This is a genomic window from Paenibacillus oryzae, assembly GCF_001675045.1.
Lineage (GTDB): Bacteria > Bacillota > Bacilli > Paenibacillales > Paenibacillaceae > Pristimantibacillus > Pristimantibacillus oryzae.
Genome location: NZ_LYPA01000059.1, coordinates 23,555 through 39,518, shown reverse-complemented (window position 1 = coordinate 39,518; position 15,964 = coordinate 23,555). Strand labels below are relative to the sequence as shown.

Annotated in this window: 16 protein-coding genes and 1 tRNA gene; 2 read left to right on the top strand and 15 right to left on the bottom strand. The window is 50.2% G+C overall.

Translation table 11 applies throughout. The annotated features are described in order from the left end of the window. Positions 1-23 precede the first annotated feature (23 nt). From A7K91_RS13275 to A7K91_RS13245, 6 genes are all read right to left on the bottom strand, one after another. Positions 24-1,058 (bottom strand): LacI family DNA-binding transcriptional regulator, encoded by a 1,035-nt coding sequence (locus A7K91_RS13275; protein WP_068683460.1) that lies wholly within the window; start codon positions 1,056-1,058, stop codon positions 24-26. Between the two features lie 68 nt (positions 1,059-1,126). Beyond that, positions 1,127-1,993: an alpha/beta hydrolase gene (locus A7K91_RS13270; RefSeq protein ID WP_068683457.1), complete on the bottom strand. Its 867-nt coding sequence runs from the start codon at positions 1,991-1,993 to the stop codon at positions 1,127-1,129. After that, the gene (locus A7K91_RS13265) at positions 1,993-3,471 is read right to left on the bottom strand and encodes a CE1 family esterase (RefSeq protein WP_068683455.1); all 1,479 of its coding nucleotides are present in this window, start codon (positions 3,469-3,471) and stop codon (positions 1,993-1,995) included. Before A7K91_RS13265 ends, A7K91_RS13270 begins: the two co-directional genes overlap by 1 nt. Positions 3,472-3,509: 38 nt before the next feature. Further along, a complete protein-coding gene (locus tag A7K91_RS13260) occupies positions 3,510-4,343 on the bottom strand; it encodes an alpha/beta hydrolase (RefSeq protein WP_068683453.1) in 834 nt (277 codons plus the stop codon). A gap of 317 nt (positions 4,344-4,660) precedes the next feature. Then, positions 4,661-4,939 (bottom strand): hypothetical protein, encoded by a 279-nt coding sequence (locus tag A7K91_RS13250; RefSeq protein ID WP_068683449.1) that lies wholly within the window; start codon positions 4,937-4,939, stop codon positions 4,661-4,663. A gap of 95 nt (positions 4,940-5,034) precedes the next feature. Then, positions 5,035-5,105 (bottom strand) — tRNA-Cys (locus A7K91_RS13245). Between the two features lie 71 nt (positions 5,106-5,176). Here A7K91_RS13245 and A7K91_RS13240 point away from each other — a divergent pair. Continuing rightward, positions 5,177-6,070: a LysR family transcriptional regulator gene (locus A7K91_RS13240; RefSeq protein ID WP_068683447.1), complete on the top strand. Its 894-nt coding sequence runs from the start codon at positions 5,177-5,179 to the stop codon at positions 6,068-6,070. A 60-nt stretch (positions 6,071-6,130) separates the two neighbouring features. Here the strand turns inward: A7K91_RS13240 and A7K91_RS13235 are convergent, their stop codons facing one another. The 7 genes from A7K91_RS13235 to A7K91_RS13205 form a co-directional block, all read right to left on the bottom strand. Further along, complete coding sequence (locus A7K91_RS13235) at positions 6,131-6,610, bottom strand: peroxiredoxin (protein WP_211274529.1); 480 nt, start codon at positions 6,608-6,610, stop codon at positions 6,131-6,133. 49 nt (positions 6,611-6,659) lie between these two features. Next, on the bottom strand, positions 6,660-7,421 hold the full coding sequence (locus A7K91_RS13230; protein ID WP_068683443.1) for a type 1 glutamine amidotransferase: 762 nt from the start codon (positions 7,419-7,421) through the stop codon (positions 6,660-6,662). Beyond that, the gene (locus A7K91_RS13225) at positions 7,418-8,647 is read right to left on the bottom strand and encodes a cysteine desulfurase (RefSeq protein ID WP_068683441.1); all 1,230 of its coding nucleotides are present in this window, start codon (positions 8,645-8,647) and stop codon (positions 7,418-7,420) included. Before A7K91_RS13225 ends, A7K91_RS13230 begins: the two co-directional genes overlap by 4 nt. A gap of 5 nt (positions 8,648-8,652) precedes the next feature. Further along, entirely contained in the window at positions 8,653-9,966 is a 1,314-nt protein-coding gene (gene hemL, locus A7K91_RS13220) for a glutamate-1-semialdehyde 2,1-aminomutase (protein ID WP_068683439.1), read from the bottom strand. A 23-nt stretch (positions 9,967-9,989) separates the two neighbouring features. After that, on the bottom strand, positions 9,990-10,226 hold the full coding sequence (locus tag A7K91_RS13215) for a thioredoxin family protein (RefSeq protein WP_068683437.1): 237 nt from the start codon (positions 10,224-10,226) through the stop codon (positions 9,990-9,992). 116 nt (positions 10,227-10,342) lie between these two features. Beyond that, on the bottom strand, positions 10,343-11,428 hold the full coding sequence (serC, locus tag A7K91_RS13210) for a 3-phosphoserine/phosphohydroxythreonine transaminase (protein WP_068683435.1): 1,086 nt from the start codon (positions 11,426-11,428) through the stop codon (positions 10,343-10,345). A 6-nt stretch (positions 11,429-11,434) separates the two neighbouring features. Then, complete coding sequence (locus tag A7K91_RS13205; RefSeq protein ID WP_068683433.1) at positions 11,435-12,682, bottom strand: serine hydroxymethyltransferase; 1,248 nt, start codon at positions 12,680-12,682, stop codon at positions 11,435-11,437. A 138-nt stretch (positions 12,683-12,820) separates the two neighbouring features. Between A7K91_RS13205 and pdxR the strand changes: the two genes are divergently transcribed. Next, complete coding sequence (gene pdxR / locus A7K91_RS13200) at positions 12,821-14,254, top strand: MocR-like pyridoxine biosynthesis transcription factor PdxR (RefSeq protein WP_068683431.1); 1,434 nt, start codon at positions 12,821-12,823, stop codon at positions 14,252-14,254. Positions 14,255-14,281: 27 nt separating this feature from the next. On the opposite strand, the gene pdxS is transcribed toward pdxR, so the two are convergent. Together pdxS and A7K91_RS13190 are read right to left on the bottom strand one after the other, a co-directional pair. After that, a complete protein-coding gene (gene pdxS, locus A7K91_RS13195; protein WP_211274528.1) occupies positions 14,282-15,175 on the bottom strand; it encodes a pyridoxal 5'-phosphate synthase lyase subunit PdxS in 894 nt (297 codons plus the stop codon). 42 nt (positions 15,176-15,217) lie between these two features. Beyond that, the gene (locus tag A7K91_RS13190; protein ID WP_068683429.1) at positions 15,218-15,955 is read right to left on the bottom strand and encodes a YggS family pyridoxal phosphate-dependent enzyme; all 738 of its coding nucleotides are present in this window, start codon (positions 15,953-15,955) and stop codon (positions 15,218-15,220) included. Positions 15,956-15,964: the final 9 nt, after the last annotated feature.

The following is a 15,964-nucleotide window of genomic DNA, read 5'->3' as shown; positions in this document are numbered from 1 at the left end:
TCCCTATCTTTCCCTTATTCTGTTCATTCCGGGCAGCTTTCCCGATACACGCAGGTTGCCTCGAAGCTGATCTTTACATTGTCGTTCCATACGCCGTCCTCGATGTAGCGATGCAGCAGCTTGGCGCAGTTATAGCTCATTTCCTCCGATGACGGAACAAAGCTGGTAATCGTTGGACTTACGATGTTGGTAAAGGGCATGCTACCGTAAGAAATGATTTCCATATCCTTCGGAACGGCAATGCCGTGTTCCTTGATCCGGCGAATCACCCCGCTCATCATATTGTCGATCGACACAAACAAAGCTGTCGGCGGCTCACCGGATTGCAGCAGCTTCTCCATTGCGGCATAACCTCCCGCATCGCTAGGGTCCCCGTAGGTTGTCACATAGGAATAGGAACCGTCCTCCTCCGCTCCGCTGCTTCTGAATTTGTCCCGGTACCCCGTGGACCGGAGGCTAAGCGACCGGCTTGAATAATTGGGCGATACAATGCCCAAACGGGAATGTCCGCGCTTCATAAAATGCTCCATTGCGTTGTAGCCTACGGTATAATCGTCTGTCAGAACGGAGCTATAGCCTTTGGCTGTACGATTAAACAAAACAACGGGGATATCGAATTTGGTATGTTCAATAAAAGAAATATCCTCGTCGTTTAGCGCCATCATGACGGCCCCCGACATAAAGTCCTTGGAAATAAACGAAATTTTATCCTTAAGCTTTCCCAATTCATATGGAAAAACGATGGTTTCATACTTTTGATTAAGCTCTGCGAAGTAACGATGTATGCCGGCATATAATTGCGATATAGGACCATTATTGAAATCCACCGGGCAAAAAGCGCATACCAGCGTTTTGCTAAAGCCGCGTTTCTTGCGTTTCGTGCGCGTCTCATGCTGATAGCCAAGCTCGCTGGCCGTCTGGATGATTTTTTCGCTGGTCACATCCGCAATGCGGAATTCCCCGCCCCTGTTGTTCAGCACCATCGAGACGGTGCTAGGCGATACTCCTACCGCTTCGGCAATTTGCTTGACGCTTACCGTCTGGTTGCGTTTTACCATGAATCCCCCTCCTTACTCCAAAACCTGAGCCCATCCTTAGCTGCCTGCCACTACTTGTCTAAAAGAAGCTATTCTTTGGTATCGTCCGGGTATATCGGCTCGCGTCTGAGCGGAAGCCACTCCGACATGGCCAGACGCAAGGACTCATCCCACAAATCCCATTCATGTCCCATTCCCGTCACGACCTCCAGCGTGGTATCGTACCCCCACTCCCGCAAATCGCGCTCGGCGAGCAAGGTTCTATACAAGGCATGATCGCTGTCTCCAACGCGGAAAAACAGCTTGGGCAACGATTTGTTTTGTTCGACATTGCGCTGCGCGGCGGCGTAAACATCGTTTACCGTGCCGTGGACAAAAGCAGGGTCCACCAGCTTGGCCTGCAGGCTTCCGCTAACCGGGATTTTCATCTCATGCTGGAAATCGAACTCGCCGTTTAACGTTTTGACCATGCTCGGAACACCCGGACGATAAGAAGCGCCCGACATCATAAGCGCAGCCGCATAGCGCTCCGGATAATGCATGGCCAGCTTCATGGCTCCGTGCGAGCCCATCGACAAGCCGGCGACAAAGGTGTCCTCTCTGCGGAGCGACAGCGGGAAAAAGGCTTCGCATAACTTGGGTAGTTCCTCGGCAACATACGTGTAATACTTTGCCCCGTCCTCGACATCGGTATAGCAGGAATTGTGCACGCCTGGCATAATGACGGCCACCTTATGCATGTCCGCATAGCGGACAATATTGGTAAAATTGACGTAATCTCCGTCATCGCCGCTGCCCCCATGGAGCAAATACAACGTTTGATAAGACATGCCGCGAACATACTTGACCTGTTTGCCTTCCATACTGTCCGCAAAGCTGTAGGTCGGCAGACAAACGGTGACATTGGTTTGCATGCCCAGCGATTGGGATAAAAAGTTCATTTTTAACACGGCCATCAGCTTAGCACCTCGTCGCGAATCAGATGCGCCATGTTTTTGGACAAGACCGCATAATGATCCGTCATATAGAACACGCCCTCGCAGGAGGATGCAAAATGATTAAACAAGCTTTGGCCGATCCACTGAATGGGAACATAGAGCTCTCCGTTCTGGAATACAGCTTCGCACAACATCGCTTGCACTTTATTGTCTACGACACAGCCGATGCTTCCGCGAGCGAATTGCAGCTTCCGTCCATCCGGCAATGACAGCTCCGCCGTCAGGCCACTTTCCGAAGCGCTGCAGCTTCCTCCGTACACCTCCGCCGCAAAGGAGACCGGTACGCATACATATTCTCCTCTGACAATGCTGTCGCCGTTAAGTCCATGATATTTCAGCTTTTGTCTAAGGATGGCCGGGCCGCTCATCGTCACCAGCCGATTGTTGACATACGCCTTGCTGCTGCCTTCCATCAGCACGACCGCACAAGCGTCACCTTTCCTCGGCGCAATGGATGGATCGCGGATAATGCTTCCGTCCGCAGCTCTCCGAACACCGGAGAACAGATAATCCCATACGAGCTGCGCATCGTCGAATGTTTGGCCATGATCGCGGTTTTTGACATCCCGGAAGACCAAATCTGCTTTGGAGCCGCTGTAGAAGGCAAAATTATCTTCCCCGACAATGCTGATTTCCGGCAGGCTGCTGCATTCATTAAGCCGTTTCCAATATTCGCGGTTGCGGCGAACTACGTATTCCGTATCTCCCTTAAAATGAGGTGGCGTTATATCATGCTCCAGCCGGGTTTGCCAAACCGCCAGCGGACCGCCGCGATTAATGAGCTCATCCCGCTCATCAAACAGCAGTCCTGGACTGGAAGGTCCTCCTGAACCCGCCTTGCCCGCAAACACATTTCCGTAATAACGGGCAATTTGACTGGTCATCATATTGCCCATGGACATGCCTTGAATGAAAACGCGCCCTTCATCAATTTCGTATTTGTCCTTCAAGCGGTCAATAAGCCCCAATACAAGGTTCATATCATGATTATCCTCGGGATGCTCCGGCGGCATATTGATATAAATTCCGTCGTCTCGCGGAGCAGCCGCAACGTCAAGCTTCTCCTTCTCGCAATCCACGATCCAGAAGCGCCTTAGGCCCGCGCTTGGGAACAGCACGATAAAGCCTTCCCGGTCAGCCACCAATGTCCATGATGTATAAATAGCCTGTCCCCAACCCGTCATCAGCCCGCCATGCATGGACACCACCAGCGGAACCTTCCTGCTTCCGTCATAGGACGCCGGCACGTATTCATACCACGTATCCTCAATGCCGTCCACAACGATATCCTTATGCTCCGCCAGTCTTTCCGGATAAACCTGCGAATTGTTTCCGTTTTCATTTACGACCAGATCGGAGCCTTTAATCGCCTCGGGCAAATAGTCTCTGTTGTTATCATCCGGCGTGCCTGGCGTAATTACGATTTTACCCTTCATTAGTATTCATCCCCCTTATTGCTGATGGTGATAATCTTCTAGTAAGGACTTGCCCCCGAGTCTTCCAGTCCGAAAAATTCAAGCGCCTTCTGAATGGCCAGATCCCAAAATCTCCATTCGTGCCCATAGCCCTCAAGCGTCCAATATTCCGCCGGGATTCCGGTTTTTTCCGCATGGTCCCTAAAAAGCTTGAGATTCTCATAGATCATCGTGTCCGCTGTTCCGCAAGCGAATAGGAGCTTCGGCAGTCTTCCGCTGCCTGCAAGCGAATCCATAATTGACCATACATTTTCTTCAGAATGGATAAATCGCTCAAGCCCTCCCGCATTGTCCACCATGCTCCGTAAACGTCGGGTAAACATATCGTCCTGCTGCAACTCCTCCTCCGTCAGCTTGCTGTATTCGACAGGAGCCGCAGACAGCACAGCCGCCGCCGCAAAGCGTTCCGGGTGATTGACCGCATATTTAATCGTTCCCCGTCCGCCCATGGACAAACCCGCGATGAAATTATCCTCTCGTTTGTCCGAAGCCGGAAACCAATTGTAGATTAGCGGCATCAGCTCCTCCGTCAGGTAGTCGTACATGCCAAATCCCATCATGCTTGAATCCCAGTTGGAGTAGTTGCTGTTAAGCGCGCTTGGCATAACCACGATCAAATCTTTTTCGCAGGCATACAGCTCGATGTTGGTCCGGCGCAGCCAATCGGTGTGATCGCCGTAGGTTCCATGAAGCAGCCAGAGCACCTTATATTTTTTTCCGCTTTCATAAAAGCTTTTGGCTGTTAAATGACGCGGCTTGTTTGGCAAAATAACCGTAATCTCGTGATTGGATTTTAAGTAATGACTCTCAAAATTCAAGGTTGCAATGGACACTTCATCACTCCTTACCATTAATTATTTTAGTGAAGGATAAATTGCATAACTTTTGCTAAATTTAGCAACGTTTCATTCGTTATTTCTGCTGTGAAATTAGTTTATGACAGAATGTAAGCGCTGTAAATAGCTAAACTCGGTGTATATCAGCTTTATTTAAGCTAAATTTAGCTCTTAATTTCATTATTATTTCCCATTTCAGGAAAGAGATGAAGGAATATGAAAAAACGTTCTGCTCCGCTCGTTTTAGCATGGAAATGCATAGAAAAAAGCCACCGCTTTGGCTAAAAGCGATGGCTTTTTTAGTTACTAAATCATTAATCCTCATATCCTGCTAAACCTTTATCCATCAAATAATCCATTTCAGCTTCCAGGATTTCCTCTACCATCATCTCGGTGATCTTAACGTCCTTGCGCTTTAATATATAGTCCACGAGATCGTCAAAATCAATATCGACCTCTTTCCGTCCGCTCTTATGCGCTTGATCAATATACGCTGCCTCATGCTGCAAGACTAAACGGGCTTCCTCCGGCTTTGCTTTTGTTTGTTCCACAATATAGGCTATTAACTCTTGCTCATTTAATGCTTCACTCATTTAATCAGCTCCATTAATAAAAATTACCACATTAATGAGTATAGCATAAGCTTATTGCTCAAGCTTCGAGCTGGCTAGAGCCGCTAATCATTATAAGGAGGTATCCGGATTTGAACCAGAAATCAGGGTTCTGCAGACCCTCGCCTTACCATTTGGCTATACCTCCAGGATATGATTAATTGTATAATCATAATAATAAACTATCATTTTAAATGAAGCAGCCAAGGAGGATGCAAGTTGGAACTGAAGCAACTGGAATACTTTATGACGTTATGTCAGGAATTGCACTTTACCCGTGCCGCCGAAAAGCTTGGTATTACCCAACCCTCGCTTAGCCAGCAAATTCGTCTGCTGGAGCATGAAATCGGCATGTCTCTTTTTGATCGCGTCGGCAAAAAAACGATGATAACCGAGGCGGGTCGAGCGTTGCTGCATCATGGCTACAATGTTTTTCATGAGCTGGATCAGGCGCGAGCGGCAATCAGCGAGCTGCAAGGCTTAAAGAGAGGCACATTAAAAATCGGAGCTCTCCTTACCGTTGTTAATTATTTGCTGCCGCCAACAGTGATGGGCTTCCATCAGGCTTACCCCAACGTCGAGCTTTCCGTGCTTGGCATGCGAACCGGGGATATCTATAGCGGGCTGCTGCAAAATGAGCTTGATCTAGGCATAGTATTTTTGCCGATGGAGCATGAGGAGCTTGAAGTCATTCCGCTTTATAAGGAAAACCTTGCCCTTGCTATAGCTGCAGATCACCCCAGCGCGCAGACCGAATATGCAACGCTTGAACTATTGAAAGAGATACCCTCTGTCTTACTGCCGAATACTTATTTTCTGCGGCAAGTTATAAATGAACAGTGCCGAATGTTAGGCTTTACGCCTCAGCCTGTGCTGGAAATGACAACAATGGAATCCATCATTACGATGGTTGGCGAGGGTGTTGGGGCTACCCTTTTGCCAAAGGGATATCTGGATTACATCGCTAATCCTCGCATTCGCATGATTCCTTTGCAAAATCCGGCGTTCACTACACAGATAGGCGTTGTTTATCGTAAAAACAAACATCTCTGCGCAGCCAGCCGCATCTTTATGGAGCAATTGGTTTCGACTGTTAAAAGCAGGAGCTTTTAAACGGCATGACGTCTCCTGATGTCTCGCTTGACACGCCTGACGCATCTCCTGACACCGCCTTCAGGCGTTTCGCAGAGCCAGCCACTTTGCTACATCCGAGGCATTTTTCTCCGGTTGATTAATGGGGTAAAACACATGCTCGATTCTTCCGCCATTAATGATTAACGTTAGTCTCTGGATAAGCGTCATACCTCCCGCCTTAAAAAGAGGCAGGCTCAGCGCCCGGGAAAAAGCAAGGGTCTCGTCCGACAGCAGCGGAAACGGCAGATGAAGCCGCCTTGCGGCCTCCTTCTGGTAATCAGTCGATTGCGTGGACAGGCCAAACAACCGTTTTACCCCCAGCTCCTTTAATTCAGCATAATGATCTCGAAACGCGCAGCTTTGCACCGTACAGCCGCGCGCGCCGGGAATGAAATCCCAGCCAGCCGGAGTATCGCCGCTTGCCGGGCTTGTGCGCGGGTATGCATAAACAACCGTAAGTCCGCCTTCAGCAAAATCAACAATCGTATCATTTGTAGCGGCCAGTTGAACATGAGGCACATATTGCCCCTTGTGCGGCGCATTCTTTTTAACTGAAAATGATCCAAAATTAATCGCCAATAACGGGATAGGACTCATGAGATTTGTAGCTCAACTCGCTTTCCTGTTTAAACATTGGAGCATTCATTTCCATTGCATTTAGCAATTCTATCAATAATTCATTGGATTTCTCCAATAGTGAGGTCTGATTCAGCATTTGATAGGAATGTTGAACATACATGCCGGGCTCCATTTCCTCTCTGCAATGCTGAATCAATTTGCTGATGCTGTCATTGCTGCTCTCCAGATGAAATTGCAGCCCAACCACGCGGCCGTTATATTCAAATGCCTGATTAGCACATCCCGGCGAAACGGCAGCGCTCCTGATTCCATCAGGCAATTGGAAGGTATCGCCATGCCAATGAAAAGGTGTATACTCCCTTGGAAAATGCTTGAGGAAAACGGTATTCCGAGCCTCTTCCGTCATTTTTACAGGGAGCCAGCCTATTTCCCTATACGGATTTTGGACCACCTTTCCGCCAAGCACCTCTGCGATCAATTGTGCGCCCAAACATATGCCTAACACCAGCTTTTGCTCTTGAATACATGCCTTAATAAAAGCTTTTTCGGCAATGAGCCATGGGAACCGGTCTTCCTCGTAAACGCCCATGGGACCTCCCAAAACAATAAGCAGATCAAATGCAGATTGATGAGGAAAATCGGTGTTTTCATACACCAGGGTACCGCTTAACGAATGCCCTTTATCGGCTGCCCAATCCGTTATCCGTCCGGGCGACTCAAAGGGGACATGCTGCAAATAATGAATGTTCATCCTGGCTGCACCCCCTCAAAATAGGATGCCGCTTTATTCAGCCCATTTAAGAGCTGATCGACATCCGCTTCCGTATTGTACAAATAAAAGCTGGCGCGAGCCGTAGCACCTGCCCCAAAATGTCTCATCAGCGGCTGGCAGCAATGATGTCCCGCCCGAATCGCTACGCCATACATATCCAGAACCGTAGCGAGGTCATGCGGATGAATATGATCCATGTTAAACGTCACAAGACCGCAGCGTCCCTCCTCCGGCCCGTACAGCGTCAAATGCTCCATTCGCTTCATCTGTTCAATAGCGTAACGGGTCAATTGCTTATCATGCGCTTCGATAACATCAAGTCCGATTTGCTTTAAAAAATCAATAGCTGCACCTAGACCAATAGCGCCCGCAACAATAGGGGTACCCCCTTCAAACTTCCATGGAGCCTCCTTCCACGAGGCATCATGCAGCCCTACTTCGGCGATCATTTCTCCGCCAAATTCAATTGGCTCCATTCCATCAAGCAAGGCTTTTTTTCCGTATAACACGCCAATTCCGGTTGGCCCGCTCATTTTATGGCCGGAGAAAGCATAGAAATCGCAATCCAATTCCTGAACGTTCACCTTAATATGCGCAATGCTCTGCGCTCCATCGACCATAATGACGGCTCCGTGCTTATGGGCAATTTGTGCTATTTGCTGTACAGGGTTTGCAACGCCCAGCACATTGGAGATATGGGATATCGCCACGATTTTTGTGCGATTCGTAATCGTGTTTTCTACCTCTTGTATGGTAAAGCTGCCGTCTGCCTGCAGCGGAATGTACTTGAGCACGGCTCCTGTTGTCTTTGCCGCTTGCTGCCAGGGAAGGAGATTGCTGTGATGCTCCATGGCAGACACAACAATTTCGTCCCCCTCCTTGCATACAGCCCGCGCATAGCTGCCTGCAACAAGGTTAATGGAGGCCGTTGCTCCGCGCGTAAAAACAATCTCCTCCGCCTGTTTCGCATGAATAAAGCGGGCTGTCCGGACGCGCGCTCCCTCGTAGGCCTCTGTTGCGCGGGAACCCAATGTATGGACGCTCCGATGAACGTTTGCATTATTTTGCTCGTAATAATGGGTTAAAGCCTCAATGACCTGAATCGGTTTTTGCGCCGATGCCGCGCTGTCCAGATAAGCAAGCGGGCAACCATTGATGGTTTGGTGCAAGATAGGGAAAAATTCCCTTACGTCGGAAATATTCACATTCCTCACCCTTTACTGCTGATTCTGAGCAATGCCCGATAGTGGGCTCTGATCGTTTCCTCAATGTCCTCATCGGAATGAGCGGTTGAAACAAAACCCACCTCGTAAGGCGTGGGAGCAGTTAAAATGCCAAGCTCCAGCATGATGGCATAATAAGCTTTAAACAGCTCTATATCCGAACCTTTGGCTGTATCGTAATCGACAACCTCCTGCTGTGAAAAAAAGGCTGAGACCATCGAGCCTACTCTGTTTATTTGAAGCGGGATGCCCGTCTGTTTGGCATTTTCTTTAAAGCCATCCGCCAATTTGGCCGTTTTTCTGTCCAGCTCCTCATACAAGCCCGGCTCTTCAAGCAAACGCAAGGCAGCATATCCGGCCGCCATCGCAAGCGGGTTGCCCGACAATGTTCCCGCCTGATAGATAGACCCGACGGGAGCAATCTGCTCCATAATGTCGCGTCTGCCGCCATAAGCGCCAACGGGCAAGCCGCCCCCGATGATTTTGCCAAGACAAGTCAAATCAGGCTTGATCCCGTATAATCCCTGTGCGCCATGAAAGCCCACCCGGTAACCCGTCATCACCTCGTCAAAAATAAGCAAGCTGCCGTATTGCTGCGTAATGTCGCGCAAGCCTTGCAGCAATCCAGGCTTTGGCGGTATAACTCCCATATTTCCTGCAACGGGCTCCACGATAACAGCGGCTATTTGCTCCCCGAAGCGTTCAAATAATAGCTGAACGCTATCCATGCTATTATAGGGCGCTGTCAGCGTATGGGCCGCCACGCTATCAGGAACTCCCGGACTGTCCGGCAAGCCAAGCGAAGCTGTGCCGGACCCGGACCTGATTAATAAGGCATCGGCATGTCCATGGTAGCCGCCTTGAAATTTCACTATTATTTGACGCCTTGTATAGCCTCTGGCCAATCGCAATGCGCTCATTGACGCTTCCGTGCCTGAATTGACCATACGCACCATTTCGATAGACGGCATGCTTTTGCATATAAACTCCGCCATTTTGATTTCCATTTCGGTAGATAAACCAAAGCTGGTTCCGCAAGCAGCCGCTTCCGTAATCGCCTCTATGATCTCGGGACGGGCATGGCCGTGAATTAAGGGGCCCCAGGAGCCGATGTAATCAATATACTCATTGCCATCCATGTCAAAGATGTGCGAACCTCGACCTCTTGCGGCAAAAATTGGCGTCAAGCCTACTGTAGAGAAGCTGCGGACAGGGCTGTTGACCCCGCCGGGCATTACTCTTTTGGCTTGCTCAAACGCGGCCCTTGAGTGTAAATCCCTTCTTGCAGCGCCAAGGCTCATGCCTATATCCTCCTCCCATCAATTCAGCCTTTTACATCCTCAATACTAGCGCCAAAGTTGATATGATATACGTTGCCGTCAAGCACTAACGCCGGAACCGATTTAACGCCCGCCTTCTCGGCTTCGTCAATCCGGTTTGGGGCTGTGCCAAGATGAACAATCTCCGTAGTCACCTTTGCCTTATCGAGATACTCCACCACCACTTGCTCTGCATCTACACATACCGGACAACCTGCATGATAAAAAATTGCTTGCGCCATTCTAATCTCTCCTTCATTCGTAATGTAGCTTCGCTACTTGATCTCATTATAGGAATGAACAGGAGCACCATCAATTTCAAATTGCTTATCGTAACCATAGTCTGTCGTTATGATTATTATCCATTACTTCTTTGAAAGCCTATCAAAAAGTCAGAGAGCGCCTTACATTGCTCGTAAGTAACTGCATTGTAAATAGATGCTCGCAGGTGCCCGGCATCGCGATGGCCCTTCAAGCCCAGGAAGCCCTCCTGCTCCAGCTCGTCAAGCAGCCTGTTTTCGATTTCCGGATTATGTGCTCGGAAGGTCACATTCATAATAGATCGGTTGTCCTTATAGGCCAATCCTTCATAAAAGCCTCCGCTATTGTCCAGCACATTGTACAGCAGGTCTGCTTTTTGCCGGTTCCGCGCTCCTATGCCCTGTACTCCGCCTTGCTTCACGATCCATTTCAACACAAGATTTACCATATAAATCGAAAAAACAGGCGGTGTATTGTAGAGCGAACGATGCTTGGCATGTATGCGGTAGCTCAAAATATCTGGAATGGTATCAGGGATACACTCCAGCAAGGACCGTCGAACGATAGCGATTGTCACGCCCGCTGGTCCCAGATTTTTTTGAGCGCCGGCGTAAATAAATGAAAACGGGGTTGCATCAATGGGACGGGAAAAAATATCGCTGGACATATCCACGACTAAAGGAACCTCTCCGGTATCAGGGAAGCTGTGGCATTGGATGCCGCCAATCGTTTCATTGGAAATAAGGTGAACATACGCCATATCCCCGGAAAGAGGCAAACGGCTTAAATCGGGCATTTGCTTGAAGCCTGTTTCCATGCCGCTTGCCAGCAGGCGCGTCTCTCCAATTTTCCCGGCCTCCTGCCACGCCTTGCCCGACCACGTTCCGCAGTGCACATATCCCGCAGCCTTGCCCTCCGTCAAAAAATTAAGCGGCACCATCGAAAATTGCAGACTGGCCCCGCCGTGCAGAAACAACACCTCATAATCCTGCGAGAGGCCCATCAGCTCCCTAATCAACTGTTGTGCTTCAAAATGAATGGCTTCATAGGCTTTACTGCGATGGGATATTTCCATAATAGAAGCGCCCATTCCCTGAAAGCTTTGCAGTTCGGCTTGCGCTTCCTCCAGAACCTCCTTCGGCAACGCGCCCGGTCCAGCGTTAAAGTTATACCTGTAAACCACCCGCCATCACCCCTCTAGTCCTTCATATAAAGGGAAGTTTGACGTTATTTCATGTACACTTCTGCGGATTTGCTCCTTCACCGCGGAGCTTTCGGGATGTTTGAGCGCAAGTCCGATCAGCTTCGCAATGTCCTTCATTTCCTGCGGGCCCAAACCCCGCGTCGTCATCGCCGGCGTACCGAAGCGAATGCCGCTCGTCACAAACGGACTTGCCGTATCATGAGGAATGGCGTTTTTATTGGCGGTAATGCCTACCTCATCCAGCAAACGCTCAGCTTCTGCTCCAGTTCGTCCAAGCGGACGCAGGTCTAACAGCAGCAAATGATTGTCCGTTCCTCCTGAAACAACCGTCAGCCCTTCATTCATTAACGCTTCTCCCAATGTTCTTGCGTTTTCCAGCACTCTTTGGATATAGACATTAAACTCCGGCTTCAGGGCTTCTCCAAAAGCAACCGCTTTGGCTGCAATGGCATGCATCAATGGCCCTCCTTGCACGCCCGGGAACATCATTTTATTAATGGCCTGCGCCCAGGATTTCCGGCATAGGATGATGCCGCCCCTTGGGCCCCGCAATGTTTTATGCGTTGTTGTGGTCACAAAATGAGCATGCGGCACGGGGCTTGGGTGTAGGCCTGCCGCAACAATTCCGGCAATATGCGCCATATCGACAAAAAAAAGCGCCCCTACTTCGTCTGCAATTTGTGCAAACCGCTCAAAATCAATCATGCGCGGATAAGCACTGGCTCCTGCCACGATCATGCGCGGACGGTGCTTGTGGGCAAGCTTTCGCACTTCATCATAATCAATGCGGCCCGACTGCTCATCTACGCCATAAGGCACAAAATGATAGAACCTGCCCGAAAAATTAACCGGACTGCCATGTGTCAAATGTCCGCCATGGGCCAGATTCATGCCCAGAATGGTATCGCCTTGCTCGACGGCGGCAAAATAAACGGCCATATTGGCCTGCGCGCCGGAATGAGGCTGCACATTGGCATGCTCTGCGCCAAACAGCGTTTTTGCGCGCTGAATAGCCAGCTCCTCAACCTGATCCACATATTCGCAGCCGCCATAAAACCTTCTTCCGGGGTAGCCCTCCGCATATTTGTTGGTCAATACCGTCCCCGTTGCTTCCATTACTGCCCGGCTCACAAAATTTTCCGAAGCGATAAGCTCAATTTTATTTTGTTGGCGAGCCGTCTCTTGCCTGATCGCGTTTGCAATTGCTTTGTCCTGCTGCTCCAATACCTTCATAGAGCTCTCCCCTTCCGCCAATCCGTTGCCGCAGCAACGATTTATATGATACGATAGCAAACAATGGACTACAGATAGATACAATTTATACAGCTAATGAACAATCCATAATTTCGACATAGCTTGGAGGCGAAACCCTTGCTTAAAGTGAATCGTCAAGATGATCGTCCTATTTGGCAGCAGCTGCTTGATCAAGCCATCTTTAATATTACAACCGGTAAATGGCCGCCTGGCGAGCTGCTGCTTCCCACCCGCGAGCTGGCACAGCTGCTTGGCGTTTCCCGTTCCACAATCCAAACCGTATATGAGGAGCTGTTCAGCCGCGGCTATACCGTAACCTCCAGGCGCGGCGGCACAAGGGTTAACGAATGGACCTATAACCCCCGTTCTGCCGAAGAGGTTCCCGCTCAAGGACCCGATCTGCCGCAATTGCCCTTATTAAACTCCGCTATCGGCCATTTGCAAAGCTGGTTTGGAAACAAGGAGCAGCACAAGCCCGAGATCGACTTCAGCCCTCATGATCCCTATCTGGATGAGCCATTTCTGAAGGATTGGCGGCATTCCTTTCTGAAGGCCGCCGCCACTACAGCGCCGGGGAGCTGGACCTATGGCGACGCTTACGGATACCTGCCGCTGCGGGAGCAGATTGCCCGTTATTTGTCGCTTGAACGCGGCGTTCATGTCAGCGTCGATCAGATTTTATTGACCTCCGGCGCGCAGCACAGCCTGGATTTGATTACCCAGGCGCTGCTGCATGAAGGAGCGATCGTATCCGTTGAAGATCCCGGCTTTCCTTCCGCCTGGATGGCGATGAAGTACCGGAGCATGAACGTGGAGCCGGTTCCCGTCGATGAACACGGATTATGCGTAGACAGCGTACATCCCGAATCCAGACTGGTGTATGTGACGCCGTCGCATCAATGCGCCGTTGGCGTCATTATGTCCGAGCCTCGCAGACAGCAGCTCCTGCATTTGGCCGCCGAACGACGCTTATGGATTGTTGAGGATGATTATGACAGCGAGTTTCGCTATCGCGGCGATCCTCTTCCCACCTTGTTCAGCCAGCGGCCTCAGAATACGTTATATATGCTGAGCTTTTCCAAAATGATCGCTCCCGGCATTCGGATGTCGGCGCTGGTTGGCCCCAGAGATGCTATTCGCCAGCTTGCGCGCGTTCAGGAATTTACCTATCGCCATCTGCCCATTATGGAGCAGCTGACGCTTACCCATTTTATGGAGCATGGCCACTTCATGCGCCATATGCGAAAGGTGCGAAATATTTACCGGCGCCGGCATGCGGCCATGACAAAAGCGATCATGACAACGGGCCTTGGCGAACGCTTCAAGCTCAGCGGCGCAGAAACGGGGCTGCATATGCTGCTTGAAGCGGAGCCGGCCTTTGATGAAGCCGCCGTAACCAGCCTGGCGCTGCAAAAGGGCATCCGCATTTACCCGCTTAGCCAATATGGCCTGGAGAGCAAGCGAAAAGGCTGGGTGCTCGGCTTCGCCAGAGTGGATGAAGCCGCGATTCAGGAAGGAATGTCCAGGCTGGCTGGAATTATTTTTGCATAAGTGACTGTTCCTGCACCCTTTTGTCTGTTAATGACCGCGCTCCTGCATCCGTTCATGCTGCTGCAGGCTGGAGATTTCAATTCCCTTCATAGGCGTTCCCAGATTTTTGGAGACATTGGCAATTAACGAATAATCCTCATAATGTGTTGTTGCTTCAACAATAGCGCGCGCAAACTTCTCGGGACTATCCGACTTGAAAATACCCGATCCAACAAACACGCCGTCTGCGCCCAGATGCATCATAAGCGCGGCGTCCGCAGGCGTAGCCACTCCGCCTGCGGCAAAGTTAACGACAGGCAGCTTGCCTGCTTCGTAAACCTGCAGCAGCAGATCATACGATACGCCAAGCACCTTGGCCTCGTGATACAGCTCATCCCTGGACAATCCCTGCACCTTGCGAATTTGCCCATTGATCAGACGGATATGACGAACGGCCTCAACAATATTGCCTGTGCCCGGCTCCCCTTTTGTCCGCAGCATGGCTGCCCCTTCCCCAATGCGGCGCAAAGCTTCGCCCAAGTCCTTCGCACCGCAGACAAACGGAATGGTAAATTGACTTTTGCTAATATGGAACACCTCGTCGGCAGGCGTCAGCACTTCGCTTTCGTCGATATAATCCACTCCCAGCGACTCCAGCACCTTGGCTTCTACGTAATGGCCGATGCGGGCTTTGGCCATGACCGGAATCGTTACAGCCTTCATCACTTCCTCCACAAGCGTTGGGTCGGCCATGCGGGCTACCCCGCCTGCCGCACGAATATCCGAAGGCACGCGCTCCAAAGCCATTACTGCCGTCGCCCCTGCCGCCTCCGCAATTTTGGCTTGCTCAACGCTCATCACATCCATAATGACGCCGCCTTTTTGCATCTCCGCCATTCCTCTTTTTACTTTGTCTGTGCCTGTGTTTATCGTATTATTCATGTTGATACCTCCCTGTTTTTAGTTGTGCTGCTCCACTCGTTCTTAGGCATTTGATTGCTTCTGCCAGTATTGCCGATCCGGCAAATACCGCTCACCAAACACGGTTGTTCCAACGCGAATGATCGTTGCGCCCTCCTCAATAGCGATTTCAAAGTCGCCGGACATGCCCATTGAAAGCTCATCCATTGCGACACGAGGAAAGCCCTTTTCCTTGATTTGCGCTTGAAGAGTCTTCAACAGCCGAAAGCAGGAGCGCGTTTCCTCAATCGTTGCATTCAGCTTGCCGATGGTCATCAACCCTTTTATAGTTAACGTTTCATAATGTGACAATTGCTCGACCAGCTCCAGAGTCAGCTCGGGAGAAGCTCCGAATTTGCTTGCCTCATAGGACGTATTGACTTGCACCAGAATGTCCATGGTTTTGTTTTCCTTCAAAAGCTGCTTGTGCAACGCCTCGCCCAGCCTCAAACGATCGACCGAATGAACAAGCGTTGCGTATTTAACAACATCCTTTACTTTGTTACTTTGCAGATGGCCGATAAAATGCCACTGTAACTGGTTGTATTGCTGCATTAGCGGATACTTGTCTCCAAGCTCCTGCGCTTTATTTTCGCCAAACAGAGTTTCACCCGCATTTATCGCCATGTGCAGCTTATCCAGGGGAACCGTCTTGGTGGCCAGCAGCAGCTTCACATCCTCGGCTTTGCGCCCCGATATCTGGCAGGCTAAAGCCATCTGCTGCCGCACTGCTTTTAAATTCTCTTCAACTAAATGGCTCATATCTCCCCT